Annotated in this window: 19 protein-coding genes and 1 riboswitch; of the genes, 8 read left to right on the top strand and 11 right to left on the bottom strand. The window is 70.6% G+C overall.

The genetic code is table 11. The features are described 5' to 3' along the window. Positions 1 to 427 precede the first annotated feature (427 nt). The gene (locus AB0C02_RS21815; RefSeq protein WP_357550522.1) at positions 428 to 679 is read left to right on the top strand and encodes a flavin reductase; all 252 of its coding nucleotides are present in this window, start codon (positions 428 to 430) and stop codon (positions 677 to 679) included. A 14-nt stretch (positions 680 to 693) separates the two neighbouring features. Here AB0C02_RS21815 and AB0C02_RS21810 read toward each other — a convergent pair whose 3' ends face one another. After that, entirely contained in the window at positions 694 to 1,542 is an 849-nt protein-coding gene (locus AB0C02_RS21810; protein WP_357550521.1) for an alpha/beta hydrolase, read from the bottom strand. Positions 1,543 to 1,758: 216 nt separating this feature from the next. On the opposite strand from AB0C02_RS21810, the gene htpG reads away from it, so the two are divergent. Next, positions 1,759 to 3,651: a molecular chaperone HtpG gene (gene htpG / locus AB0C02_RS21805; RefSeq protein WP_357550520.1), complete on the top strand. Its 1,893-nt coding sequence runs from the start codon at positions 1,759 to 1,761 to the stop codon at positions 3,649 to 3,651. Between the two features lie 167 nt (positions 3,652 to 3,818). Here htpG and AB0C02_RS21800 read toward each other — a convergent pair whose 3' ends face one another. Next, positions 3,819 to 4,535, bottom strand: coding sequence for a hypothetical protein (locus tag AB0C02_RS21800; RefSeq protein ID WP_357550519.1), 717 nt, complete (start codon positions 4,533 to 4,535; stop codon positions 3,819 to 3,821). Between the two features lie 201 nt (positions 4,536 to 4,736). Further along, positions 4,737 to 4,909: riboswitch (cyclic di-AMP (ydaO/yuaA leader) on the top strand. Here AB0C02_RS21800 and AB0C02_RS21795 point away from each other — a divergent pair. Together AB0C02_RS21795 and AB0C02_RS21790 are read left to right on the top strand one after the other, a co-directional pair. Continuing rightward, positions 4,908 to 5,549 (top strand): transglycosylase family protein, encoded by a 642-nt coding sequence (locus AB0C02_RS21795; protein WP_357550518.1) that lies wholly within the window; start codon positions 4,908 to 4,910, stop codon positions 5,547 to 5,549. It overlaps the preceding riboswitch by 2 nt. A gap of 90 nt (positions 5,550 to 5,639) precedes the next feature. Continuing rightward, positions 5,640 to 6,101 (top strand): YbaB/EbfC family DNA-binding protein, encoded by a 462-nt coding sequence (locus AB0C02_RS21790; RefSeq protein WP_357550517.1) that lies wholly within the window; start codon positions 5,640 to 5,642, stop codon positions 6,099 to 6,101. Positions 6,102 to 6,179: 78 nt separating this feature from the next. Here AB0C02_RS21790 and AB0C02_RS21785 read toward each other — a convergent pair whose 3' ends face one another. From AB0C02_RS21785 to AB0C02_RS21775, 3 genes are all read right to left on the bottom strand, one after another. Beyond that, a complete protein-coding gene (locus AB0C02_RS21785; protein WP_357550516.1) occupies positions 6,180 to 8,249 on the bottom strand; it encodes a M4 family metallopeptidase in 2,070 nt (689 codons plus the stop codon). A 514-nt stretch (positions 8,250 to 8,763) separates the two neighbouring features. Continuing rightward, positions 8,764 to 11,184 carry a M14 family metallopeptidase gene (locus tag AB0C02_RS21780; RefSeq protein ID WP_357550515.1) on the bottom strand — a complete coding sequence of 807 codons (2,421 nt, stop codon included), beginning with the start codon at positions 11,182 to 11,184 and terminating at the stop codon, positions 8,764 to 8,766. A 710-nt stretch (positions 11,185 to 11,894) separates the two neighbouring features. Continuing rightward, complete coding sequence (locus tag AB0C02_RS21775) at positions 11,895 to 13,124, bottom strand: helix-turn-helix domain-containing protein (protein ID WP_357550514.1); 1,230 nt, start codon at positions 13,122 to 13,124, stop codon at positions 11,895 to 11,897. Between the two features lie 285 nt (positions 13,125 to 13,409). On the opposite strand from AB0C02_RS21775, the gene AB0C02_RS21770 reads away from it, so the two are divergent. Further along, positions 13,410 to 14,345 carry a dihydrodipicolinate synthase family protein gene (locus tag AB0C02_RS21770; RefSeq protein WP_357550513.1) on the top strand — a complete coding sequence of 312 codons (936 nt, stop codon included), beginning with the start codon at positions 13,410 to 13,412 and terminating at the stop codon, positions 14,343 to 14,345. A 78-nt stretch (positions 14,346 to 14,423) separates the two neighbouring features. On the opposite strand, the gene AB0C02_RS21765 is transcribed toward AB0C02_RS21770, so the two are convergent. The 3 genes from AB0C02_RS21765 to AB0C02_RS21755 form a co-directional block, all read right to left on the bottom strand. Beyond that, the gene (locus AB0C02_RS21765) at positions 14,424 to 16,754 is read right to left on the bottom strand and encodes a transglycosylase domain-containing protein (protein ID WP_357550512.1); all 2,331 of its coding nucleotides are present in this window, start codon (positions 16,752 to 16,754) and stop codon (positions 14,424 to 14,426) included. Between the two features lie 163 nt (positions 16,755 to 16,917). Next, complete coding sequence (locus tag AB0C02_RS21760) at positions 16,918 to 17,583, bottom strand: hypothetical protein (protein ID WP_357550511.1); 666 nt, start codon at positions 17,581 to 17,583, stop codon at positions 16,918 to 16,920. 156 nt (positions 17,584 to 17,739) lie between these two features. Then, entirely contained in the window at positions 17,740 to 19,017 is a 1,278-nt protein-coding gene (locus AB0C02_RS21755; protein ID WP_357550510.1) for a hypothetical protein, read from the bottom strand. A gap of 212 nt (positions 19,018 to 19,229) precedes the next feature. On the opposite strand from AB0C02_RS21755, the gene AB0C02_RS21750 reads away from it, so the two are divergent. Further along, positions 19,230 to 20,033: a nucleotidyltransferase domain-containing protein gene (locus tag AB0C02_RS21750; RefSeq protein ID WP_357550509.1), complete on the top strand. Its 804-nt coding sequence runs from the start codon at positions 19,230 to 19,232 to the stop codon at positions 20,031 to 20,033. Positions 20,034 to 20,051: 18 nt separating this feature from the next. Further along, positions 20,052 to 21,152: a hypothetical protein gene (locus tag AB0C02_RS21745; protein ID WP_357550508.1), complete on the top strand. Its 1,101-nt coding sequence runs from the start codon at positions 20,052 to 20,054 to the stop codon at positions 21,150 to 21,152. Positions 21,153 to 21,158: 6 nt separating this feature from the next. Here the strand turns inward: AB0C02_RS21745 and AB0C02_RS21740 are convergent, their stop codons facing one another. From AB0C02_RS21740 to AB0C02_RS21730, 3 genes are all read right to left on the bottom strand, one after another. Continuing rightward, positions 21,159 to 22,664: a hypothetical protein gene (locus tag AB0C02_RS21740; protein WP_357550507.1), complete on the bottom strand. Its 1,506-nt coding sequence runs from the start codon at positions 22,662 to 22,664 to the stop codon at positions 21,159 to 21,161. 25 nt (positions 22,665 to 22,689) lie between these two features. Then, positions 22,690 to 23,553: a peptidoglycan-binding protein gene (locus tag AB0C02_RS21735; protein ID WP_357550506.1), complete on the bottom strand. Its 864-nt coding sequence runs from the start codon at positions 23,551 to 23,553 to the stop codon at positions 22,690 to 22,692. Between the two features lie 515 nt (positions 23,554 to 24,068). Beyond that, positions 24,069 to 25,010 (bottom strand): HNH endonuclease, encoded by a 942-nt coding sequence (locus AB0C02_RS21730; RefSeq protein ID WP_357550576.1) that lies wholly within the window; start codon positions 25,008 to 25,010, stop codon positions 24,069 to 24,071. Between AB0C02_RS21730 and AB0C02_RS21725 the strand changes: the two genes are divergently transcribed. Next, complete coding sequence (locus AB0C02_RS21725) at positions 24,900 to 25,220, top strand: hypothetical protein (RefSeq protein ID WP_357550578.1); 321 nt, start codon at positions 24,900 to 24,902, stop codon at positions 25,218 to 25,220. The genes AB0C02_RS21730 and AB0C02_RS21725 overlap by 111 nt on opposite strands. Position 25,221 lies beyond the last annotated feature (1 nt).

Below are 25,221 nucleotides of genomic sequence, written 5' to 3'. Positions count from 1 at the left end.
AGTGGGGGCGGACCTCGACGAGCCAAGGGGACGCGATGTGTTCTCGGGCGAGAGGCTATCGCCGACAGCAACATGAAGCTAGATGCATCATTACGAAACTTTGAAATGAATCAGCAAAAGTTGCGCGTGGGAGTCCTGAAGCTCGCGCAGAGCGCGACGGGGTGGCGGCCGCGCACTGAACCGCCGCGCCGGGCTGGGTCTGTGACGGCTGCGGCGCGGACTGGGCGTGCCCGGCGTGGACGGCGGCACCGACGGACGCGGCTCGCCGGGCGGAACTCCTGCCGGAGTTCACGCGGCTGACCCGCCAGGCGATCCGGGACCTACGCGGTCGGCCGGACGGCCCTCAACCGCCCGAGATCGTACGGCGGTTCCTGTGGTTTCTGCCGCTGACGGACGAGGAGGCGCGCGCCGTGGCACTGAGGTTGCGATGAGCCGCCGCCGGCCCGAGCATCTTCCGTCGCGTCCGACCTGGCGTTGCCAGGCATGCGGCATCGCCTGGCCCTGCTCAGCCGCGAAGTTGCGCCTACTCGCCGAGTATCGGGGCCAGCGGGCCAACCTGCTGATCTACCTGGCGACCCTCCAGGCTGAGGCCGCCGTCCAACTCGCCGACTTGGGCGGCGGCACCGCACTGGCGGGCTTGCACGACCGCTTCCTCGGGTGGGCGAGACCGCGCGGGTAGCGGCGGGCGCAGGGCTACTTCAGAAAGTCCAGGAGCTGACGGGCGGTCTGTTCGGGGGCTTCCTCTGGGATGAAGTGTCCGACGGGTAAGGGCTCGCCGCGAACATCGTCCGCCCACTCCCGCCAGATGGCCAGTGGATCGTCGTACAGTTGGGCGACCGACCCCCGTTGGCTCCAGAGAAAGAGCACCGGGCAGGCGATCTTCCGCTTGCCCCGGTCCGCCTCGTCCTGCTGGTAGTCCAGGCTTGCGGCGGCCCGATACTCCTCGCAGATGGCATGCACGGTGGCGGGATCACTGAACTTCCGAACGTACTCCGCCCGTATCTCGGCCGGGAAGGCGTCCTTCACCTCCGGCCAACTGTCGAGCATGAAGTTGACCAGGACATCGGGCGCCGCACCGATGAACTGCTCGGGCACCGGCTCCGGTGCCGCCAGGAAGGACCAGACCCAGTACCCCAGGCTGAACTTCATCTCCGCCCGGCGGTAGGCGTCGCCGGTGGGGACGACGTCCATGACGGCCAGCCGGGTGACCGCGTCCGGAGCATCCAACGCGAGCCGGTACGCGCACCGTGCGCCGCGGTCGTGTCCGACGAGTCGGAACTGGTCGTAGCCGAGATCTCGCATGACCTCGATCTGGTCGCGGGCGGTCGCACGCATGCTGTAGGGCTCGTGGTCTGCGGTGCTGGGCGGCTTGCCGCTGTCGCCGTAGCCCCGTAGGTCGGTGGCGACGACGGTGTAGTGCTCGGCGAGCTGTGAGGCCACCCGGTGCCACATGAGGTGTGTCTCGGGAATGCCGTGCAGGAGGAGGACGGGAGGTCCGGTGCCGCCCACGCGGCCGTGGATTGTCGCTCCCGATGTCCTCATGTCGAATTCTTCGAACCCATCGAACACCGCAAGACCTCTCCGTGTGGGCTCGCTGCCCTGCCTGGAAGCTACCGGAGGGGGACCCGCCGCTTCCTCGAAACGGATATTCACGGCAAAGTGTGCGGACGTGCCAGTCGGCACGGCCGGGCGGTGCCACCGTCGTCACGCCTCGTATCCTTTCCGCCGGAAGGCCCGCGATGTGGAAGGGGAATCGGTGTGAGCGACCGGGGCGAGACGTTGGAGTTCCAGGCCGAGGCCCGTCAGCTGCTTCAGCTGATGGTTCACTCGATCTACTCGAACAAGGATGTCTTCCTGCGCGAACTGATCTCGAACGGGTCCGACGCGCTGGACAAGCTGAGGCTGGAGTCGCTGGTCGACAAGGATCTCACGGTCGACACCTCCGACCTGCACATCGAGATCGAGGTCGACAAGGAGGCCCGCACGCTGACCGTGCGGGACAACGGCATCGGCATGGCTCGCGACGAGGTGGTCGGGCTGATCGGCACGATCGCCAAGTCCGGCACCGCCGAGTTGCTGAGCAAGCTGCGCGAGTCGAAGGACGCTGCCGCCTCCCAGGAGCTGATCGGCCAGTTCGGCGTCGGTTTCTACGCCACCTTCATGGTGGCCGACAAGGTGACCCTGCTGACCCGCCGCGCCGGGCAGGACGGCGGCACCCGCTGGGAGTCCACCGGCGAGGGCACCTACTCGGTGGAGCCGGTCGACGAGGCCCCGCAGGGCACCTCGGTCACCCTGCACCTCAAGCCCGCCGACGACGAGGACAACCTGCACGACTACACCGCCGAGTGGACGATCCGGGAGATCGTCAAGCGCTACTCCGACTTCATCGCCTGGCCGATCCGGATGACCGTCGAACGGTCGGCCGAGGACGGCGCCACCACCCGCGAGGAGCAGACGCTCAACTCGATGAAGGCGCTCTGGGCCCGCTCCCGGGATGAGGTCGACGAGGCCGAGTACAAGGAGTTCTACCGGCACGTCGCGCATGACTGGGCCGACCCGCTCGAGACCATCCACATGCGGGGCGAGGGCACCTTCGAGTACGAGGCCCTGCTGTTCCTGCCGTCGCACGCGCCGCTCGATCTCTTCTCCCCGCAGGGCCGGCGCGGCGTGCAGCTCTATGTCAAGCGCGTGTTCATCATGGAAGACTGCGACGCGCTGATGCCCAACTACCTGCGCTTCGTCAAGGGCGTGGTGGACGCGCACGACCTGTCGCTGAACATCTCCCGGGAGATCCTCCAGCAGGACCGGCAGATCCGCGCCGTCCGCCGCCGCCTGGTCAAGAAGGTCCTCGCCACCCTCAAGGAGATGTCGGCCGAGTCCTACCGCACGTTCTGGACCGAGTTCGGCGCGGTGGTCAAGGAGGGTCTGCTGGAGGACCCGGACAACACCGAGGCGCTGCTCGACCTGGTCCGGGCTGCCTCCACCCACGACCCGGCCGAGCTGACCACCCTGCGTGACTACGTCGAGCGGATGAAGGACGGCCAGTCCGAGATCTACTACGCCACCGGCGAGTCCCGGGCCATGATCGAGAACTCCCCGCACCTGGAGGCGTTCCGGGCCAAGGGCTACGAGGTGCTGATCCTCACCGACCCGGTCGACGAGGTCTGGGTCGAGCGGGTCGGCCAGTACGACGGGAAGACGCTCCGCTCGGTGGCCAAGGGCCAGGTGGACCTGGAGACCGAGGAGGAGAAGGAGAAGGCCGAGGCCGAGCGCGAGGAGTACGCCGACCTGCTCACCTGGATGAGTGGCGCGCTCGCCGACAGCGTCAAGGAGGTCCGGCTCTCCTCCCGGCTCACCACCTCGCCGGCCTGCGTCGTCGGTGACGCGCACGACATGACGCCGACGCTGGAGAAGATGTACCGGGCGATGGGGCAGGAGGTGCCGCAGGTCAAGCGGATCCTCGAGCTCAACCCGACCCACCCGCTGGTCACCGGGCTGCGCAAGGCGCAGGAGCAGGGCGGCGACTCCACCGCCCTGAGCGACACCGCCGAGCTGCTGTACGGGATGGCGCTGCTCGCCGAGGGCGGGGAACTGGCCGACCCGTCGCGGTTCACCCGGATCCTCGCCGACCGGCTCGCCCGTACGCTGTGACGTCCTTCTCCGTCGGCCGCGGCAGTCACGCCGCGGCCGACGGAGGCGGCCACTTCACGCGGGTACGCAGACGTCCTGCTGGCCGGCTGCGGCGAGGGCTGCGGCCTTGTCGTCGCGGATCGCGGCGACGTTCGGGTCAGAGAGGATCGCGGCGAATCCGGCAGCGGTCATGCTGTCGTCTTTTTCGTCAACAGGGCCCGCAGCTGGGCCAGCGTGCCTCGGTATGCGTTGCAGTCGGTCTGTTTGGAGGCGCCGGGGCAGGTGAGGTTCGACCCGAACTGCCAGATCGACGGGCTCACCCCGCCGTACGCGGCCCAGCCCGGGCCACCGTTCCCACCCGCTTTCGCGTACACGGCGGCGGGTGCGCCGGTGGGGTTGCTGCCGTAGTCGCTGGCGACCAGGGGAATCTTGAGCACCCGCAGGTCGGGGCGGGCGAGATCCCCTTCCCAGATCCACTTCGGTATGTAGCCCGCCAGCAGCCGGTTGTCGACGGCGTGCCAGCGATCCACGAACCGGTGTACGTCGTCCCAGCGGGGCCACAGCCCGTTGGTGACCAACTCGGGGTAGCGCTCGACGTCGACCATCGCCCAGACCGCGCCGATCGCGTCGAGGTTGCGGCGCAGGTAGTCGACCTGCCGGTTGGTGCTGGCCTGATCGCCTTTGATCAGGTTGTGGTAGCCGCCGATCACGTCGAAGCCCGCGTGGGCCGCGCCGTGCGCCATGTCGACGGCGTGGGGGCTGGGCGGGTTGAAGCCGTTCGGGTCGCCGTAGGTGACCCGCAGGCACAGGACGGGGGAGGTGGCCTTGAGGAGGGCCGCCCAGTCGAACTTGCCCTGGACGCGATCCCAGTCGTGATGAGAGAGGTCAACATAGAATGTGGTCATTGCCATCACCTCTGCGGCATACGGTAGCTCGGCCACTCTGACCTGCGCAAACGTGAAGTTTGGTCGGTGCTTAGGCGCTTTCGGATGGTCCGCAACGCGGATGGCGAGGCGTTCGCCCGGCCGGGTGAAGAACTTCCCAAGACGTGGGCGATTGCGGCAAATCGCCCTTATCGTCGAGGCGTTCGCGATCGCGGACACCACGGGCCGGTAACGCCTAATTCCGCCGCCGGCCCGTGGTACCTGGACCTCAGGCGGGAGCGGGGGACCCACAAGTTCCTCGGTGCTCGACACCTCGGGGTGAAGCCGCCGACCGGCGGCCGGGCTCCTCGGCCCGAACCCGACAGCTCACCTCGTCGGCGTGGAGGAACCCACATGGCAACTGAATACGTCGCACGTCATCGACGAATCACCCGAGGTCGGGTCGCCGCGGGGGCGGCGCTCGTCGTCGGCGCCGTCGCCATCCTCGGGCCGGCCGAGCCGGCCAGCGCGTCCAGTGTGAACTGGGACGCCATCGCCCGGTGCGAGTCCGGCGGGAACTGGCACATCAACACCGGCAACGGCTACTACGGCGGCCTCCAGTTCTCGAAGGGCACCTGGAACGGCCACGGCGGGCAGAAGTACGCCAGCCGGGCCGACCTGGCCAGCCGGGGCGCGCAGATCGCCATCGCCGAGAAGGTCCTCGCCCGGCAGGGCATCGGCGCCTGGCCGGTCTGCGGCAGGAAGGGCGGCTCGACGAAGTCCACGTCGGTGTCCGTCAGTCGGCAGTCGCCGAAGAGCGCGATCAGCAAGCGGGCGTCGCGTCACGACCGGCCGGCGACCCGCAGCCACCGGCGTGGCGCGCCGGGTGCCGGCGGTGCCGAGACCTATGTGGTCAAGCACGGTGACAGCCTGTCCGTAATCGTCCACGAGCGAAACCTCGCCGGCGGCTGGCACGCGCTGTACGAGCGCAACAGGCGGGTGGTCGGCGACGACCCGAGCCTGATTCTCCCGGGCCAGCAGCTGCGCCTGCGCTGACGCGGGACGCTCGGCCCCCGGCCCCGTCCGTGCCCGGGGTGTGGTTGCTATGGTCACGGTGCTCCGGAAAGACGTGAAGAAAGCGCGGCTATGATCAACGACCCGTTCACCGCGGCCGAGAGCCTCGACGAGCTGCTGGCCAGGACCCAGCAGGCGCTGTCCTCGATGCGTTCGCGGGCCGCCGAGCATGCCGACGGCGACTCGGCGCAGCTGCTCCGCGCCGAGGGGGTCACGGCCGGCGGCCGGGTCCGGGCCGTGGCTGTCCAGGGTGGTCGGATCGAGTCCATCGTGGTCGACCCGGATCTGGCCGAGGCGGGGATGGAGACGGTCTGCGGGCACGTCGTGGTGGCCGTCAACGCGGCCCTCGCCGACCTCGACACCCAGGTCAGCGCCTCGGCGCGGGCCGACGTCGACGCCCTGGCCGCCCGGCTCGGCGGGCTGCAGGAGCAGTCGGTACGGCAGATGGAACTGTTCAGCCGGGCGATGGAGGACGTGGTGACCCGCCTCAACCGCAGCGCCGACGCGGGCACGCGGGCGGACCGCCTAAGCTGACGCGTCGGCAATGGAGTAGGGCTGACCTGACGAAACGGCCGGCCGTCGTGTTTCGACGGCCGGCCGCTTCGTTCGCGATCAGGACAGGTTGACCGCTGCGTCGTCGATGACGAAGGAGGTCTGCAGAATGACGTCCTCCACACCGGTGAACGAGATGGTGGCCGTCGTGCCGGCCAACGACGAGATGTCGAAGGACTTCTGCGTGTAGCCGGAGGCCTTGTTGAGGTTGGAGTAGGTGGCCAGGGTGGTGCTGCCCGCCTTCACGGTCAACGTGTCGTAGGCGCTGGTCGTGGTCGTCTCCGCGCTGTCGATGTGCAGCCAGAAGCTCAGGGTGGCCCGACAACCGGCGGGGATGGTCACCGACTGCGACAGGGTGTCGGTGTGCGTGCTGCCGTAGCCGTCCAGCCACGCCTTCCAGGAGCCGCTGTGTGCCGCCTGGCCGGTCGAGCTGGTGATGACACCGGAGGAGGCGGTCCAGTTCACGTTGCCGGACTCGAAGCCCGGGTTGGCCAGCAGCTGACCGGAGCAGGAACCGGTCGGCGGCGTGGTGGTCGGCGGTGCGGTGGTGGGCGGCGGGGTGGTGCTGCCGGAGCAGGTCGGGTCACCGGACTGCGCCGGCACGCTGACGGCGTCCCAGGCGGCCTTGACGGTGTTGAACTCGGTGCAGCTGGTCGGGAAGAGGTTCTTCGCCGCCTGCAGCGTCCAGGTGCGGTACTTCAGGTACGACGCCCCCGAGGTCTTCAGCAGCATCGCGTTGTACATGATCTTGATGGCGGTCTGGACGCCCAGGCCGGTCACCGTGCTGCTGTTGCAGGTGGGGCTGGTCGGCTGGCCGTTGGTGGGGTTGCTGCCCATGGCCAGCAGGTAGAACCAGTGGTTGCCCGGGCCGGCCGCCTTGTGCACTTCGGTGCTCGGGATGCTGCTGGAGTAGCAGTTCGGGTCGCCGAGCGCCGACGGGTTGTACATGTTGCGGATCGGGCCCTTGCCGACCAGGTTGACCATCTCGCCGACCAGGAAGTCCGGCGTGTCGTACGGGGCCGGCTCGTTGGCGAACCACTCGGTGGCCGCGCCGAAGGTGTCGGCGACGAACTCCTGGGTGCCGTTGCCGGAGATGCCGCCCGGGGTCTTGTCGTCGATGCCGTGGCCCATCTCGTGGGCGACCACGTCGAGCGAGCCGATCCACTGGCCGGCGGTGTTCTTGCCGATCTGGACCTGGGTGCCGTCGTAGTAGGCGTTCTGGTCGTTCAGGCCCACCCGGATCGGCCAGGCACCACCGCTACCGTTGGCGCCGTTGCGGCCCAGCCACTGCGAGAGCATCTTGTGCTCGGTCTGCGCGGCGAACAGTGCGTCGACGCAGCCGGTCTCCTTGTTGGTGGCGGTGCCGTTGCCCCAGGTGTCGGTCGACTTGCTGAACGTCGTGTTGTTCGCGGCGTCCTGGCAGCTCAGGTTGGTGTAGGTCGGGTCCTTCATGGAGTACGTGCTGCCCGAGAGCGTGGTGTTGAGGGTGACCGGGGGCGGGCCGTTCCACGCGCCGGTGCCGGTGCCGCGCATGACGTGCTCCTGCGTACGCAGGACGGCGCCGGTCGACGCGTTGACGTCGACGGTGAGGCGGCTGGGGCCGTCGGCATCGGTGCCCCGGACCGTGGTCTCCCAGGCCAGGGTCGGCTGGGAGTCGAGCGTGTAGACGACCAGTTTGGTGCCCTCGACGGCGCTGACCGTCTTGAGCTGGGCTCGCGCGGTCTTCGCCGCGGCGGCCGAGGTCAGCTTCGGCGTGATGGCGAGGTTGCCGATGCTCCGCTGCTGGGCGACGGAGGCGTACTTCAGGTTGCCGGCCGCATCGGTGGCCAGGACGAAGTCGCCGCCGACGACCGGCAGGCCCTTGTAGGTGCGCTCGTAGGGCACGTACTGGGTGCCCGCAGAGGAGATGACCTCCTGCTGCACGAACGCGTCGTCGGCGCTGGCGTGCAGGTAGGCGGGTCGCCCGGAGACCAGTTTGCCGGCCGAGTTGGCGGCGAGCGTGCGGGCCTGGGCGGCGTCGGGGCTGGGGGCGAGCGGGGGTGCGGCCTGGACGGCCGCGGCGGCGCCGGTGGCGACCAGGCCGGCCGCGGCTGCGCCGGCGAGCGCGGCGAGGCGGGGTGAGAGCTTCACGGGGGTGTGCTCCTGTTCCTAGGCCGCGCGGAGCCCGGTCAGGACGCGCGGCGTGGTGAGGCGGGACGACGGTCGGTCTCCGGAGCTGCCGGCGTGGCCCCGGTTCGACAGACCGACCGTGCGAGGCGCCGGGTTCGGCGTACTCGCTGGAGCACAATCACACGGCCTCGGGCGGTGAGCAATGGGTGAGCCGGTCAACCGACGTCCGTCGATCGCCGTCCAAACTTCCCCGATCATATGAGTCATGATCTTCAATAGCCGCTGATCAGGGCGGATGTTCTTCGTGCCGGGCGGCCGGCCGGCCGATATGCGGCCAATGCCGCTGTCGGCTGATGGCGCGTACTCGCCCCTCGGCCGAGATGTCGATCAGTCCCGACCCGTCTGGACTGTTCGCCGCGCCGAACGAATGGCCGATGATCGTTCAAGGCGGTTGGCGGGGAGGCCGTTCGGCCGATGGTCGTGGCTCGTGCCGGGTACGGGGAGGCCCGTACCCGGCACGACCAGGCCCGTATTGCTACTTGGTGGAGAGGACGGCGGTGCCCTTCTGGAAGTTCTTACCGGTGCCGTCAGCGCGGTAGTTGTTCTCCACGTTGCCGGCCGCGTCGACCGAGAACCAGTGGATCCTGGTCCCGATGGGCAAGGTCAGCGTCTCGCCGCCCTCCCGGACGCCGGCAGCGGCGTAGAGCGTGGACTCGTAGGTCGGTGCGCTGCCGTCGAGGGTGTAGAAGACCGCCGCTGGCTCGCTCACCGTGAACGTCACGTCCACCATGCCGGGCGTGCTGCTCGCGGTCACCGACAGGCCGCTCTTCGGCCGCTGGTGGTCGGTGTCGAAGTCCCGGGCCACCCGCATCAGCTCGACGAGACCGTTGGCGAACTCCATCGTCTCGGCGTGCGCCTCGTTCCACGCGGGCTGGAATGAGGTGCCGACCTCGAAGTTCCAGGCGTAGATGCCGTACTTGTACCAGAGCATGTCACCGGAGTTGCCGGCCGCCGAGTACAGCACGTCGGAGATCGGGCCGGTCCGGGCCGGCGTCACCGCCATGTTGCGGTGCCGCTTGATCGCGGTGAGGATCCGCGACGAGGCGCCCCAGAAGAACGACTCCTGGGCGAGGGTCGGCCGGGGCGCCGAGATCCGGTCCGGGGTGGTGTACGCCCCGGGCGACCACATGAAGTAGTTGCCGGAGGAGTGCAGGTTCATTGAGAACTTGATGTTCTTGTGCTGGGCCAGCCAGTCGAGGTTCTTGTCCTCCGGCTCGGACAGCTCGCTGGGCCCGGCGTAGGTGCCGCTGGTGCAGCTGCTGGACGCGCCCGAGTAGCCGTCGAACATGCTGTACTCGGTGTAGTTGCGGTTGTTGTCCACACCCCACGAGTTACGCCCGAGAGCGTCGGCAGCATCGGTCAGCGGGCAGTGGTTGGTCATGTTCTTTCGCTGCGAGGCGTAGTCGTAGAACGAGTAGTGGCCGCCGTCCGGGTTGATCGACGGGGCGATCCAGATGTCGAGGTTGTTGAGCAGCTGCTTGGTGTGGCCGTCGTGGCCGTAGTTGCGCAGCAGCCGCTCGGCGGTCTCGATGGCGACCAGCGGCGGTACCCACTCGCGGGCGTGCTCCTGGGCGTAGGCGAGGACGCCCATCCTGGACCCGTCGCGGTGCTTGCCGATCCGGATCGCGTACATCGGGTGCGGGTCGCGGGACACGCTGGCCGGCGCCTGCAGGCCGTCGGTGAGCCCTGTCCGGGCGGCGGCCGCGACCACACCGGCACCGGCGTCACCGCGGTAGGTGTAGGCCTTGACGAGTGACCCGGCGTTGACGTTCAGCGCCGCGACGACCTGGGCAGCGGTGCTGGTCAGGGCACCGCTGGAGTTGGTGGCCAGGCTGACCCGGATGTCCTTGCCGGTCACGGTCACCGACAGCGGCCGGTTGGCGGCACCCGGGTTGACCAGTTCGACGGAGATGTTGTTGCCGCCCTCGTGTCCCCAGTCCAGCGAGTCGACCGCCACCCGGTTGGCGTTCGTGGTGCCGAGCACGGTCTGCGCCTTGCGGCGGTAGCCGTTCGTCTTGTACGGCAGCTCGACGATCTCGGCCAGGCCGGGGAACTCGGCGGCGAGCTGGTGGATCCGCGCGTACAGCTCGGTCGGGGTCAGGTAGCTGGTGACGAAGTCTTTCTGGTAGCCCGGGCCCTCCGGGTCGTCGGCGGGGATGGGTAGCCATTCCTTGACCTGGGCGATGGCGACCCCGCCGGTCGGGCTGGTGATCCGGATCCGATCCGGGCGGGTCGTCACCGTCGAGGCGCCCCGGTGGTACATGTAGACGCCGGCGTCCACGAAGCGGGAGATGGTCTGGCTGCCGCCCGAGCCGAGCTCCGTGCCCTTGCCGCTGTCCCGGACGACCGTGAGCGTGTTGGTCGCGGTCTGGCCCTGGGCCCACTTTGCCTCGACCGACAGGATCTTGTCGGTGCCGGAGGTGTAGTAGTCGGCGCGAATGATCTTGACGTCGGAGGTTTCCGTGGTCGCCAGGGACGCGGTGAAGGCCTGGTTCTCCGCCTTGTGCGCGGCGATGGTCGCCTCGCGCTCCGCGACCCGCTCCTCGGAGTCGGAGGGTCGGAAGAGGACATCGCCGAGCCGGTAGCCCTGGGCGCGTAGGGCCGCCACCTCGCTCGGGGTGACCACCGCGTGGACGACGATGCCCTGCTCGGTGCGCGACACGTCGTGGTCGAGGTCGACACCGGTGGCGACGAGCTTGTCCAGCTCCTTGGTGTCGGCGAGCAGGACCTCCACCACGCTCGCTTCCTCGTCGAGGAGCTGGTTCAGCTCGACGCTCTCGCCGGCGCCGTCAGCGGGTGGTGTGACGGCGGAGGCCGGAGTGACCAGGAGCACGGCCGAGGCGGCCGCGATCGCGACGATGGGCAGCCGCCAGCGGCGGTTACCCGAGTTCGGCATTCGCATCTCTTCCCTTTCTGTCGAGGGGCGCGGGAACTGCGGGCCTTGACGGCCCGCAGAATCGAGTCCCGCGTGCGACGGCGGTTCGGCGCGGCCAACGGATGAGAGCTGACGGAATCGATGACCGGCACGTGTGACGAAATGCGTATCCGCCGCACACCGATGGGCGTCCAATATGGACGCCCGGCCTGATGTTTCGTCAATCCTGAACATGCCGTCAACGTTTGTCAATGGCGGGCTGCCCCTCAATGGGGATCCGTTCGGTGTGCAGTGCGAAATGCGTGCCGCCGTGTGGGCCCGGCAGCGGCGGTGCCCGTGCGACAAGCGTAGGAGTCAACGATCGCCATCTCCCACAGGTGTCCGATGACCTACCCGCGCGTCGGTACGTAGGTTCGGTGGTGGCCGATGTTGCGCTGATCCGCGTCGATTCGACCAGGGCTCGGAGCCCTGATCGGCGAGGTGTTCGGAAAGGAGGAATGCGCGGGGAGAAAGGCTAGCGAGAATGGGTTTATGCTGCCCGTGTTGATGGAACGACAAGCGGGCCATTTTCTGTGGCAACTGCTTCGTCCCGCGCGGCCGCACGACTCGACCTGATCGGCGCCGAACAATTCCACCGGATGCCCGGTCACGGCCGTTAGGAGTTCCGGGGCGGAACGCCGGGCAGCCGGCATCCCGCCCCCGGCCCGTCCGGGCCCGGCCGGTGGGGCCGGTCAGCGGCCGTGCTGGTACTGGCCGGTCAGGCGGCCGAGCTTCAGCGCCAGGTGCAGGCAGAGCCGCTCGTTGCCGTCCTTCAGATCCGTGTCGGCGAGCAACTCCACCCGCTGCAGCCGGTAGTAGAGCGTCGTCCGGTGCAGCCGCAGCCGTTCCGCCGTGGCGTGGGCGTTGCCGGCCAGGTCGAGGTAGGTCTCCAGGGTTTCGAGGAGCACCTGGTGGGCCTCGTCGCCGAGCAGCCGACCCAGCCCCGGATGCACCCGTGCCACGTCCAGATGCCGAGCGTCGACCCCGGACAGCAGCCGGTAGATGCCCAGGTCGGACCAGTAGACGATCGAACCCAGGGCCGGCAGTTGCACGCCCACCCGGGCCGCCTGGAACGCCTCCTGGTACGACCGCAGGCTCTCGTACAGGCGGGGCCGCGCGTCGCCGACGCCGAGCACCGTACGCGCCACCGACGCCAGCCCCCGTACCGCCCCGCGCAGCGCCTGATCGAGGTGCGCGGCGGCCTCCTCCGCGGGCCCCCGCCCGGCGTGGCGCCCGCAGAGCAGCAGCACCCCGTGGTCGTGCCGCACCAGATGCAGCGTCTCCCGCGACCCGACCCACTGTCGCGCGGCGACGAGGGCGTGCTCCAGGGCCAGCCGGGCCGTGTCGTCGAGCGCGTCGTCCGGGGCCGGAACGAGATGGGCGACCAGGGCGGTGACCTGGCCGTCGCTGCCGAGCAGGCCGTCGGTCAGCAACGAACGGACCGCCTCGCGGCGGGCCTCCGGGGACTCGACGAGCAGCGTTCGGGTGGCCTCCGCCTCTCGCTGCGAGGTCAACTCGCCGAGCAGGTTCTCCCGATAGAGGGCCAACGACAGGTCTGGCATCGCCTCGGTCACCACCGAGATGTCATCGTCGGTCATCCCCTCCGCCTCGTCGATGAACCATACGAAACCCAGCAGCAGGTCCTGATGCCGGATCGGCACGCACACCCGGGCCAGGAGGTCCAGCTCGGGGGAGGCCGGGGTACGCACCGGCTGCCGGGCCTCCATGATCCCGAGGTCCCGCGCCCAGGCGATCATCTCGGGGGTGGTGTGCCGGCGCAGGATCGAGCTTCGGCGTACGCCGTCGATCACCCCGCTGTGCTCGCTGTAGACGACGACCCGCTGACGCCGGTCCTCGATCAGGGCCGGCCGTTTCACGCGTGCCGCGATCCGGTCGACGATGCGTTGCAGTTCCATGCGCATGCGATGCTCCCGGAACAGCCCGATCTGTGCGAATCTCTCCGCTTGGCTCGGACTAGATATGTGCTGGTAGGACGGTTGGCTTACCTTCGATGATGTTGGCCCGCCGGCGCAATCCCCGTAACCGCACCGCAACATCCGTACGCTGATTAACCTCAGCAGTTTCGGCATCTGTCGGAAGACCGGGAGGGGGGACGCCCCTAACGTGTGCGATTGCCGGCCCGACGGGCGATGGTGAGTCGTCCTGTCGTCGGGCACACGAGTGGAGTGTCCGGGAAAGGAAGCGTCGTGGCCGTAACCAGGCCCTGGCAGGGCGTCATCGTCGCTGTTCCCACGCCGTTCCGGGCCGATCTCTCGGTCGACTACGACCGGTTTCAGGAGCACGTACGGTGGCTCACCGACGAGGGCTGCCAGGGCGTGGCGCCGTGCGGGCCGCTGGGAGAATATCGGTCCCTGTCCGACGGTGAGCGCGCCGACGTGGTCCGCGCCGCCGTCGAGGCCGTGCCGAACGGCCGGGCGGTGGTGCCGGGCGTCGGCGGGTACGGCAGCCGGCAGGCACGGCGCTGGGCCGAGCAGGCCCAGGCCGCGGGTGCGCAGGCGGTGCTCGCGCCTCCGCCGGTCGGGTATCCGGGCGGTGCCGCCGAGGTCGTCGCCCACTATCGTGAGGTGGCCGCGGTCGGCCTGCCGGTGGTGGTGTGCGGCGACCCGGCCGAGACCACGGTGGACCTGACGCCGGACCTCCTCGCCCGCATCGCCGAGACCGACGGCGTCGTGGCGGTACGGGAGCGGGACGTACGCTCGCTGCACCGCGTCCGCGACCTGTGCCCCCACCTCGACGTGCTGGTCGGGGCGGACGACGTGCTGCTGGAGCTGACCGTATGCGGTGCGACCGGGTGGATCGGGCACAGCCCCAACACCCTGCCCGGGCTCTGCCGGCGCCTGCAGCGGCTGTGCGCCGCTCGCGACCTGGCGGCGGCGCTGCCGTTGTACGCCCAGCTGCATCCCCTGCTCAGCTGGGGCTCCCAACCCGAGGTGGTCCAGGCCGTGAAGCTGGCGATGGAACAGATCGGCCGGTACGGCGGGCCGAGCCGGCCGCCCCGCGGCCCGTTGCCGCCGGAGACCGAGGCGCGGGTGTACCGGGACCTGCGGCGGGCGCTGCGGGCCGCCGACGGGTCTCCGCGCGGTCCGGCGCCGGGCTCGTCGAGCGTCCGGCGTGGCGGATAGCTGGTCCCGTCCCGGGGGGCGGGCACGCGGAACGCCCCGGCGAGGTGCTGGCCGGGGGCGGCAATCCGCCGGCGGCCGTCACCCCGTTCTCCGGGTCGCCGACGGCGCCCCGGTCGGCAGCGGGATCAGCGAGGGCGACCGGGTGGGTGTCGGTGCCGGCGGGTCGCTCGGGCTGGGGGTGGGGCTGGGTTCCGACGGCGTCAGGCTCGGCGTCGGCGTCGGCGAAGGGGGCGGCGTCGGCGACGAGGTGACCGGCGCCGGCCGGTTCATCGTGGGCGGCGGGGTGTCGTCGGGGAATCTCGGGTCGCCGAACCGGTACTTGTTCGGGTCGAGCTTCAAAGCCGCGGTCGCCTGCTCCATGAACTGTCGCCAGATCGGCGCGGGGCCGCTGGACCCGTACACCTGGTAGCTGCCGTCCTTCGTCTTCAGCGGCTTGCCGTCGGTGGTGCCGAGCCAGACCGCGGCCGCGAGGGCGCCGGTCCAGCCGACCATCCAGGTGTGCACGTTCTGGGTGGTGCTCTGGCCCGCCTGCCAGGTGCCGGTCTTGCCGGCGGAGTCCCAGCCGTTGTCCAGCTTGGCGGCCTTCACCCGGCGCAGCGTCCAGTCGAGCTGGTTGATCGCCTCCTCGTCCAGCCCGAGGTCGGTCTGCACCAGCCGCTCGGTGTACACCTTGTCGTCGCCCTTGCTCACCGAGCGGACGAAGTGCGCCTCGGCGCGCTTGCCGCCGGCGGCGAAGGTCGCCATCCCGTTCGCGTGGTCCTGCACGGTGATGCCGTACTGGCCGATGCCGACCTCGGTGGAGAAGCGCTTGGCCGCCTCGGCAGCCGGCTTGTTGCGCAGGTCCACCCGTTGCGACTGAGGGTTGCCCTGCTCGGTCGCCCACATCGAGTCGACCCCGGCTCGCTTCGCCATGTCGATGACCTTTGCCACGCCCAGCTTCTCGGTCAGCTCGAAGAAGGTGACGTTGAGTGAGGCGACCGTCGCCTCCCAGAGCGCGCAGTTCGGCTGGCAGGCGGCGTGCTCGGCGTTGCGGATCGGGCCGGCCGGGCTGCCCTTGGTCCGCCCCGACTCCGGGAACTCCTTCGTCTCCGGCGAGTCGAAGCGCCGCTTCACGGAGATCTTGTCCCGCACCGCGGCGGCTAGGTCGTACACCTTGAACGACGAGCCCGGCGGATGCTGGCCGAACCCGCGCGCCCGCCCGTCCTCGTCGTAGTACCAGCCGGCGTAGTCGGCGTCGGCGGCTCGGTCGCCGCCGTAGTAGCCGAGCACCCGCCCGGTGCCCGGCTCCACCGCCACCAGTGCGGCCTGCCAAGTCCTCGGCTGGTCGCGAACCGCTTCCGGAGCGGTGTCGCGGCGGATGTCGGCGGCCGACTCGGCCGCGTCCTGGACCCGCTTGTCGATGGTGGTGACAATCGTGTAGCCGCCGTCCCGGATGACCTCGTCCGGCTTGCCCTGGAACGGTTCAGTCCGGCGCAGCTCGCTGAGCACGTGCTCGACCACCAGGCCGGTGGGCCGGTCCAGCCCGGTCTGGCCGGCGTTGGGGTCGATCGGCAGGACCGTGTCCGGGTACGCCAGGTTCGTGGCCTGCTCGGGTGTCAGGTAGCCCAGCTTCACCATGCCGTCGCGGATGTAGGCCCAGCGGTCGATCGAGTTCTGCCGGGCCCTGGCGTTGCGCCGCGGGTCGTAGCCGGGCGCTCCCTCCGGGTCGTCCAGGTCGGCCTCCGGCTGCTTCACCATCGCGCAGAGGACCATCGCCTCCGCCTGGGTCAGTTGCTGGGCCGGCGGCGCGTCCCGGCGCACCGTCTTGCCGAAGTACGTCTGCGCGGCCGCCTCGATCCCGTACGCGCCCCGACCGAACGGGACGCTGTTCAGGTAGAAGCCGAGGATCTCCTCCTTGCTGTACTTGTCGGCCAGCTTCCAGGCGATGACCGCCTCGCGCAGCTTGCGCGAGTAGGTGACCCCGCGCAGGTCGGCGGCGACCCGCGCGTACTGCTGCGTGATGGTGGAGGCGCCCTGCCGCTGCCCGCCGGTCAGGTTGGACCACGCGGCGCGGAGTACCCCGCCGAAGTCGATGCCCTTGTTGGTCCAGAAGGAGCGGTCCTCCGCTGCCACGATGGCCTGCTTGGCGGAGTCGTTCATCTGGTCGTATGGGACGATTGTGCGGTTCTGCTCGCCCAGCTCCGCCATCGGGGTGCGACCGTCGGCGTAGTAGACGGTCGTCGACTCGGGGAGTTTGAGGTCCGCCGGCGTGGGCACACTGTCGAAGTAGTAGCCGCCGGCGACCAGGCCGGAGCCGGCCAGCAGCGCGAAGACCGCCAGGAAGATCAGGACACGTCGGCGTCGACGCTTCCGAACCCTGGTCGGGGCGGCGCCGCCGCCGGCGTGGTCGTTGTCATCGGTAGCAAGCACCCGCACCCCGTACCCTCCGACTGCTCGGCCGAATCGTGTCCCTGCTCGGCGTGCCAGGTTAACGAAGCTGGTCACGCTGACCCCACCGCCACGGTGACCGTTCGGCCGGGGCGGCCCCGCGCACGGGGCCGCCCCGGCCGTCTGCACCGTCCTCAGGCCCGGCTCAGCGCGGCGCCCAGCCGTTCACGCGGCCGTTGCGGGCCAGCGCGGCCGGTCGGCCGGCGTTGCCGACACGGCGGTCGGTCGAGAACGGCGAGATTCGCCACATCGGATGGGCGATGGTGCCGCTCGGCATCGGGAAGGCGTCCCGCTGGGCGTATCCGTGCCCGCGGAGCAGGTCCCGGTCGGCCTCGGTGAAGACCTCCGCGTACGTCGGCAGGCCCAGCGTGTCGATCCGGCGCTGCGTCCCGGCGAGGATGTCGGCCCGCCGCGCCAGGGTCTGTCCCGGTGCGGCCAGCAGCGCGAGATGGATGTGCGCCTCGGTGGGGCGCCGCGCGGCGAGGGCCCGGTCGAGGAGGTCGAACCGATCCCGGTGCTCACCGCACACGTCGGCGAGCCGGTCGACGTACCGGGCCGGTGGCGGGATCGGTCTGTAGCGGTGGAACCAGACGGTCGCCGCCGAGCCGTCCTGGAGCAGGAACGCGTCGCCGAAGAGCAGCGCGTGTTCGATCCAGATGCGGGCCACGGCGGCGAGTACGTACGGTCGGCGCTGCTCGTCGGGTACGAGCCAGGCACCGAAGGCGGTGGGGTGGAGGGCGTCGGTGACGAGATCGGCGATCCAGCCGATGTCGCGCCACCGGGCCCGGACGACGGGCATGCTCACGCTCATGGAGTAACTCCTGGTCACCATCGTGGTGGGTTATGGCAGAGACGCCGCCGGCGTGGGTCGTGCGGCCGGCGCGGGCCACCAGGGGCCGTCGGGCTGACGGGAAGAAGGCACAGCAACCCGGGCCGCCCTCGCGGACGGCACGGGCCGGCGCGCCGGTCAGGCGGGCCGGGTGCCCGGGCGGGGCGAGCGGGAGCGGAGGGTGTTGCCGTCGGACGGGTGGCAGCGGCGCCCCGACAGGGCGGGCGATGCCCAGGCGACGGCGGAGGTGTCGGCGAGGTGGCCGTGGACGCCGCCGAATGAAGCGAGTTCAGCATCGCCGGGGGCGTGATGGACCGGTGCGAAATCGACATCCGACTCGAGCGGGCCCCACCCGGTCGGACCGGTGGAGGACAAGGCTGCCGCGGTGTGCCGGGTGGCGGCTGACGCACCCGGGGCGGGCGCAGCGTATCTCTGGACGGCCGCCGCCGACGGGCCGAACAGCAGCGGTTCGATCTGGTCGCTCGGGCTGGCACCCGGATCGGTGGTCGTAGGTGGTGGGCCGGTGGTCGGATCCAGCGGTTCCGGCGGTACGGGTCGGTGGCCGGGTGGGGTGCCGCCGTGGCCTGGTGGGGTGCCGCCGTGGCCTGGTGGGGTGCCGCCGTGTCCGGGTGGGGTGCCGCCGTGTCCGGGTGGGGTGCCGCCGTGTCCGGGTGGGGTGCCGCCGTGTCCGGGTGGGGTGCCGCCGTGTCCTGGTGGGGTGCCGCCGTGTCCGGGTGGGGTGCCGCCGTGTCCTGGTGGGGTGCCGCCGTGTCCTGGTGGGGTGCCGCCGTGCCCGGGTGGGGTGCCGTGCCCTGGTGGGGTGCCGTCCTGTTCGGGTGGGGTGTCGCTCTGTTCGGGTGGGGTGCCGCCGTGCCCGGGTGGGGTGCCGCCCTGTCCGGGTGGGGTGCCGCCCTGTCCGGGTGGGGTGCCGCCGTGCCCGGGTGGGGTGCCGCCCTGGCCCGGTGGGGTGGAGCGTCCTTGCTGTCCTGATGCCATGAGCTGGCCGGGCGGCGCGGTGACCGGGTTGAGGGGGTGCGTTTCGGGTCGCGCCACCGGGCTCCGGCCGGGCTTGGGCGCCGCTTCGGCGGCCTGCGGCCTGCACCGTCCGTGGCTGGCCCGGACGGGACAGGCGGGCGACCGTGGCGCCCCCCGTTTCGGTGGACCGGCCTTCCTGGACGGGCTCAATGGGGTGTGTCGCGCGGTGCCGCCGGTGGCCGGGCCGCGTGGCGGTGCTGCGGCCGGGCGGAGAGCGCCGGCAGCCGGGTCGTGAGTGGCCTTGACGATCGGTGGCCGGTCGGCGGCGTACGCGGCGGCGTCGGTGGCGGCCTCGTGGCCGGCCCACGCCGCGAGCACCCCGCCGAGCAGGAGTCCGAGGCGCAACCCGCCCCGGATCAGCCACCTGCTCCGTCGAGTCAACCCGGTACCCTTCCGACCGGCAAACATCACCGACGATCAACGTTCGCACTGTACCGAATGCAGTCGCCCGAGCACATCCCGCGGCTCGGTCGTGTCGCGTACACCTAAACCGGGCCGCGGCTCGCCCGCCGACCGTCTGCTGTCCCGACCCGCCGGAGTTGCCCCGGGGCCGCCCCGACCGTGGTCGGGACGTATCCGGCACGATGCGCGGCATGGACGACGACGTACGCGGGTACCTGACCGAGCTGGTCGACCGGGCCCGCGCGGTGCTCGGCGGCGACCTGGTCGGGGCGTACGCCGCCGGGTCGGTGGGGCTGGGCGCGTACCAGCCGGGGCGCAGCGACGTGGACGTGGCGCTGGTGGTGGCCCGGCCGATCGGCGGGCCGGCGAAGCGGGCGCTGGTGGACCGGCTGCGCCACGAGACGCTGCCCTGCCCGGCGCGCGGCCTGGAACTGGTCGCCTACCGGCGGGAGGTGGCCGCCTCCGGCACCCCGGAGCCGGGCTTCGAGGTCGAGCTCAACACCGGCGTGACCATGCGGTTCCGCGCCACCTACGACCCGGCCGACCGGCCCGCCGCCGACGGGCGGTTCTGGTACGCCCTCGACCGCAGCATCCTGCGCCAATCCGGCCTGGCCCTGCTCGGTCCGCCCGCCGCCGAGGTCTTCGCCGAACCCGCCCCGGACGACCTGCGCCGGCTGCTGGTCGCGGCGCTGACCTGGTGGCTGGCGCTGCCGACACCGGACGGCCCGGCCCCCGGCGCGGAGGACGCCGTGCTGGGCGCCTGCCGTTCCCTGGTCCGCCACCGCGACGGGGTCTGGCTGGCTAAGGTGGACGCCGGGCGGCGGCTCGCCGCACGGGGCGAGGACGCTGACCTGATCCGGCGGGCGATCGCGGCCCGTCGGGGCGGCCCACCTCCTGACGGCGTCGAGGCGCGGGCCTTCCAGCGCCGGGTCCTCGACGAGGTCGCTGGGGGCATTGACGGCCCTCGACGCTCTACTGTAAACAAGGTGTACTGAGAGGTCGGGGAGGTCCCCATGCGACGCTTCGCACCGCTGGCCGCGCTCCTGCTCGCGCTCGCCGCCACCACCCCGACCGCCACGCCGCCACCCCAGCCGGCCCCCGCGCCCCTCGCCGCCACCCCGATCCAGGTCTACGGCGCCTGGCACTGCGGCAACGACTACTGCACCTGGGGCACGGCCCGTAGCGTGTCCGAGTTCGACAGCCAGAACCACTGGCTGATCGACCGAGGGGACGGCCACCCCTCGGTCAACCTGGTGGTGCTCAGCTTCGTCAACCCGCTCGACCTGCTGCGCCAGACCACCAACGCCACCACCCTCGACGGTGTGCCGCGCGGCATGACCGCCGACATCGTCGGCTGGTTCACCTCCCACGGCGTGCGGGTCATGCTCTCCCTCGGCGGCATCACCTACACCAATGACTGGAACGCCGCCCTCGCCCAGAACCCCACCCTGCTCGGCCAGCGGGCCGCCGCAGTCGCCACCCGGCTCGGCGTCGGCATCGAGATCGACTACGAGCAGGCCACCAGCCCGAACCTCGCCGGCCTGCAGGCCTTCATCGACGCCTACCGGGCGGTCCACCCGTACGACGCCACCGGCACCCGGCCCGAGGCCCGGCTCACCATCGACGTCGCCGCCGGCGACCGCTATCTGATCGATCTCAACCGCAAGGCCACCGCCGACTGGCTGCGTACCGACATCCCGGTCCTCGACTACGCCAACGCGATGGTGGCCGCCAAGCCCGCCTCCGCCAGCACCTCCCAGGCGAGCTGGCAGGAGCATGTCGACGGGAAGCCGCAGTACGGCCCGCCCGTGCCGCCGCTCGCCCCGGCCAAGTTCACCGGCGGCCTCTACCTCGCCCAAGGCGGCAAGCCGCTGCCGGAGTGCGTCGACTACGCCACCTCGGTGCAGAAGGCCGCCGCCCCGTACGTGCAGAGCGCCGCTCCCAAGGGCGCGGGCACCACCTCCGGCATGCTCGGCTTCATGTTCTGGGCGGCCGAGCGCCCCGCCACCAAGGCCCTCGGCACCGTGCCGCCGAACACCTGCGAGCGCGGCGCCGGCGCCGGGGCGACCGCGCTCGCCGTGCCGGTACCGATGCCGGCCCTGCGGCAGAGCTGACCGCGGTCAGTCCCGTACCCAGGTAAAGGTGACCCGCGCGCCGGCCGGCAACCGGTCCAGGTCGTTCAGCTCCAGCACGCCGGTGACCACGCCGAACAGCTTTGCCTTACGCAGCCGCAGCTGCCCCTCCGCGAGTTGGTAACGGTAGAGCCCGTTGGCGGCGGTGCGACTGTTGTCCTGCACCGCGATCGTCCAGTCCCCGTCCTTGGCGTGCAGGCCGATCTCCTTGCGCCAGGTCAGCCCGGTGCCCAGGTTCAACACGAACTCCACCTCGTTCGCGGGCTTGGCACCGGCCTCGATCCGGTAGTCGACCGCGTCGTGATCCCGCGTGATCAGCTGGCCCGCCGGCAGCTCCGACCAGGCCGGCAGATGTGAGGTGGGCAGCGGGTCACCCATCGGCAGCTTGGCCAGCGCGCCGTCCGGCACCACCCCGACCCGGTCCCAGCGCAGCCCGAGCGCGGTGAACGTGGTGGGATCCGGCACGTGGCGCAGCGCGCCACCGGACACCAGGTAGACGGGGTCCTTGTGCTCCTCGCGAAGCACCGTGCCCTCGGCCGGCACCGGGGCCAGGGCGCGCAGCGAGTCGCGCGGCACGACGCGGACGTCGGACCCGGTGAAGCCCAGCCGCAGCAGGGTGTCCGGGTCGGGGATGTGGAAGCCGCGCCCGCCGTAGGTCACGTACACCTCGGGGCGGTCGATCTCCCGGAACAGGATCCGGTCCCCGGGCCGGTCGGCGACGTACGCCGTGGAGCCGTCCGGCAGCTCGACCACCTCGGTCCAGCGCAGCCCCAGCCGGTCGAACTCCTGCGGGCTGGTCACCCAGAACTTCGCCCCACCGTACGTGACGAAGATGCGCGCGTCGGAGCGGTCGCGCAGCAGCTTGCCCTTGGCCAGGTACCAGGGCAGCCGGGGGGAGTAGCGCTCCACGAAGAAGCCCCGCCACTCGTCGCCGTTGCTCTGCCGGATGACCCGGTCGGCCGGGTCGTACGCGGTCTTGAACTCCAGCACGTCCTCGCGGCGGCGGTAGCGGTTGTCCCAGATGAAGACCCGGGTGCGGGCGGAGTCCTGCTCGTAGCCGTACGCCACCACCTGATGGTCGTTGGCGAAGCCGCCCGGGTCCCGCGACTGGACCAGGCCGAGCGGCTGCGGGAGCCCCTGGTCGAGTAGCTGCTTGAGCTTGGGGAACTGTTCTTCCCGGGTCATCCGGGCCACCCCGATACCGCCCAGGGTCGTCGGGTGGTCCGAAGTGCTCATGAACTGGGCGTACGTGGTCCAGTTGTCGAGGATGCTGGTGATCAGGCGGTCGTAGATGTAGTCGGCGACCGGGTTGCCATCGGCCGGAAGCGTGGCCGTGTCCGGCACCGGGAGCCGCTGGTGCCAGTGGTCCAGCGCGGTGAATGCCATGCCGCCGCACCGGCCCCTGGTGTCGGTGATCGGCACTCCGGCGATCTTGATGTGGTTGACGAAGCCGTTGGTGAAGGCGAACGCGTCCCGGGCGGGACGAAAGGACACCCGCATGAGCATTCTCCTGAGCCGTTCAGTAGGTGACCCGGACGCCCATCTGCGCCCAGGTGAGCCGGCCGACGATGCCGTCGCCGGTGAGGCCGCGCATCCGCTGGTACCAACGGACCCCCGCCTCGGTGACCTCGTCGAAGTCGGTGCCAGGCGGGCCGCACCGGCGGGTGCCGATGAAGCGCTTGACGAAGGCGACGTCGTCGCCGGTGCTGCCGTGCCGGACGGTCCGTGAGCCGGGCGGGTTACCCGCCGTCGCCGGTGGCGGTGCCGTGGCGCGCCGCAGCGCGGCGAGGGTGGCCGGGCCGACGATGGCGTCCACCGTCAGCTTCTGGGCCTGTTGGAACGCGCGCACCCAGGCGGTGGTCCGTGGACCGAACGCGCCGTCGACCGCCAGCGCGGCACCGAGCCGGTTGACCAGGGTCTGCAGTTCCCGGACGTCGCTGCCCTGGCTGCCGTTGCGCAGTATCCGGTCGCCCAGTCGGGTCTCCGACGCGGTGGCGATGCCCCACGGCCGCTGGCTGTCCTCCAGCGCCCGCTGGTGGCTGACGCTGACGTGCAGGTGCTTGTCGTGTGGGTTGTCACCGGTGTAGCGGGCGGCGGCGAAACCGCGGGTGCGGCTCCAGATCACCCGGTTGTAGATCACGTACTCGCAGGACGGGTGGGTGATGCACTCGCGGACCACGAGCAGCGGGTCGATGCCGTCGACGTCCACGTCGATCGCGTTGACCGAGCCGTCGTCGCTGTCCGGGTTGTGGTCAGAGCGGGAGCCGCGCGCCTGGTGGGCGGCGTCGCCGATCCAGCCGTCGGAGGTGCGGTCCCGGTGCGGCCACCGGGCGTTGATTTCCTCGCGCAGCACCCGCAGGGTGGGTGCCAGGTGAGCGCTCACGTCAGTGCTCCTCGTCCATGGCCAGGTCAAAGTCGACCTCGTCGCCGATCAGGGACTCCGGGTCGTCGTCCTCCTCGAAGACGGTCACCTGGTAGTCCGGGTCGAACGTGGCGGTGTCCATCACCGTGCCTCCGCTTTCTGCTGGGGTAGGCGCGCGGCGTCCACGCCGGCGGCTCGCCTCGCCCTCGCCGGCCCGCCGAGGCCGGCAGGGTGAAGGTCTACATCCACTGTCGAAAGTCGAGGTCGGTGCGGCAAGACAGGTGTCGGCTATCGGCGACGCGGCGACCCGAGCGGCGGCCGACCCGCGCCGATCGAGCTGGGTGGCCGCCGACCGGCGGGCCGGCCGTACGGGATCGGTGGAGCCGAGGTCTCCTCCGGGTGGTCGTGCGCTGGCCTGATCGGCGCGGCAGCCCACCGGTTCGGTCGAGGCCGTCCACGCCGCTTGCCTAACGGCCATGCTGTACGCGCTGGCCATTTCGGTGCCGATGCTGGCCCTGTGGCAGAGCCGAGATCGGTCAGTGACGGGAGTTCGCTGAAGGCCGCCCGTCACCGGCCCTGTGGCGGGCGCGCCGCTGTTCGTGGCGGGCCACCGCCTCGCGCCGGCAGTCCAGGCAGAGTCGCTCCGTACGCTGCTGGTCATTCCGGGTTCTGCTGACGATGCGGGTGTTTTCGTCAGTACGGACGTGCCCATTCCGGCAGCGGGTCACCAGCTCCGCTGCGGTGCGTCGGTAGCCGTATCGGGTGCGGGCATACTGCCGGGCGCACTCACGACACTCGCCGTTGCTGCGCGATCTGCCCACCTGGAATGTGTCGTGACCGCGAGGACAATGCTGTAGGGGTGGACGGGGACCCTTCCGTCGGCCCTTGTCCTTGACTTTCTGGCAGGCGATGCAGCCGCCCGAGGGGTAACGACCGGTCTCGGCGTAGGAGTGTCCCTTGGCGCATCTGATATGTACGTCGCCACGTCGAGGAGGACCCTTGCGACGGCGGTCGGGATGACAGCCTGCACAGGTTCCGTCCGAGTTGACACCGACCTTCTGCCGGACGTGCCCGTTGCGGCACGTGCGTCGGCGTCTGCTCGACGTCGCTGCTCGCTTGCTGTTCTCCGGGCGGGACACAGCTTCAAGGTGATCAGAGTTGAAGCAGGCCGGCTTTTGGCAGGGGTGGTCGAGCGTCAGGTCACCGCCGAGCGTGCCACCGGCGAGTTCGTAGGCAACCCGGTGAACGTAACGGGTCCGGCCCGCGACGGAGAGGACGCCGTAGCCGCGCACCTTGGCGCCGGTCCAAATCCAGCACCCTTCACCGTCAACGAGCCGGCGGGCGAGAAGCCGGTCTGCTAGGGGCAGGTGCCCAAGGGGCTTTCCGAAGTGGTCCCGCCGCCGGAGATTCTCGGTCCGGGTGACCAACTCCAGGTGAGCCGGATTGACGCAGGCCCGGTCTCGGCAGAGGTGATCAATTTCATGGCCTGGCGGTACGTCACCGACGAATGCGGCGTAGGCGAAACGGTGCCCACTGACACGCTTGCCGTCGGCCATGATCGAACCGTAGCCGTTGCTTCGGGCTCGTCCAATCAGATACCAGCAGGAGTTGGTCTTCTCGATCGCCGCGATGAAGCGCGAAACATGCGGCTGTACCTGCTGTTGAGTCAATGGCACGGGCGATTATGAC

This window comes from Micromonospora sp. NPDC048999, assembly GCF_040649295.1.
In the GTDB taxonomy this organism is placed as follows: domain Bacteria; phylum Actinomycetota; class Actinomycetes; order Mycobacteriales; family Micromonosporaceae; genus Micromonospora.
The sequence above is the reverse complement of the archived record's forward strand: the minus strand, read 5'-3'. Positions and strand labels throughout refer to the sequence as shown.

Bases quoted from the DNA above. Each gene is read 5' to 3' on its own strand.
- AB0C02_RS21795 (WP_357550518.1), top strand. From the start codon at position 4,908: ATGGCAACTGAATACGTCGCACGTCATCGACGAATCACCCGAGGTCGG.
- AB0C02_RS21745 (WP_357550508.1), top strand. From the start codon at position 20,052: ATGCGACGCTTCGCACCGCTGGCCGCGCTCCTGCTCGCGCTCGCCGCC.
- AB0C02_RS21750 (WP_357550509.1), top strand. From the start codon at position 19,230: ATGGACGACGACGTACGCGGGTACCTGACCGAGCTGGTCGACCGGGCC.
- AB0C02_RS21775 (WP_357550514.1), bottom strand. From the start codon at position 13,124: ATGCGCATGGAACTGCAACGCATCGTCGACCGGATCGCGGCACGCGTG.
- AB0C02_RS21800 (WP_357550519.1), bottom strand. From the start codon at position 4,535: ATGACCACATTCTATGTTGACCTCTCTCATCACGACTGGGATCGCGTC.
- AB0C02_RS21760 (WP_357550511.1), bottom strand. From the start codon at position 17,583: ATGAGCGTGAGCATGCCCGTCGTCCGGGCCCGGTGGCGCGACATCGGC.
- AB0C02_RS21790 (WP_357550517.1), top strand. From the start codon at position 5,640: ATGATCAACGACCCGTTCACCGCGGCCGAGAGCCTCGACGAGCTGCTG.
- AB0C02_RS21780 (WP_357550515.1), bottom strand. From the start codon at position 11,184: ATGCCGAACTCGGGTAACCGCCGCTGGCGGCTGCCCATCGTCGCGATC.
- AB0C02_RS21815 (WP_357550522.1), top strand. From the start codon at position 428: ATGAGCCGCCGCCGGCCCGAGCATCTTCCGTCGCGTCCGACCTGGCGT.
- AB0C02_RS21810 (WP_357550521.1), bottom strand. From the start codon at position 1,542: ATGAGGACATCGGGAGCGACAATCCACGGCCGCGTGGGCGGCACCGGA.